The sequence below is a fragment of the Oleiphilus sp. HI0117 genome, assembly GCF_001635235.1.
Genome location: NZ_LWGA01000405.1, coordinates 1 through 305, shown reverse-complemented (window position 1 = coordinate 305; position 305 = coordinate 1). Strand labels below are relative to the sequence as shown.

Here is a 305-nt window from a genome sequence, read left to right as displayed (position 1 = left end):
TATCTTTCTCCATAATAGAGATACCGACATATCCAGACGTCTCAACGCGCTGTCGGATTTTGGCCGAGACAAAGCACAGTCCCTTAAAGACTACGCCTTCCATCGTTCACGAGTCGAGCAAGCCTTCTCAAGCACTCAGTCGCTGCAAAAGCAATTAGCAAAATTAGCCGCTTCGAAAGCAGATATTGAGCCGACTATCTACCCTGCAGACCTTGGCAAACTCTTACTCATCGCCTTCCCTGAGCGACTGGCCAAACAGCGCCAAGCAGGAGACGGCAAATATTTGATGGCGAACGGTAAAGGCG

Annotated in this window: 1 pseudogene; it reads left to right on the top strand. The window is 49.8% G+C overall.

The window, feature by feature from the left end:
• Nucleotides 1-305: pseudogene (locus tag A3757_RS26360) on the top strand (hypothetical protein); the annotation flags it as partial.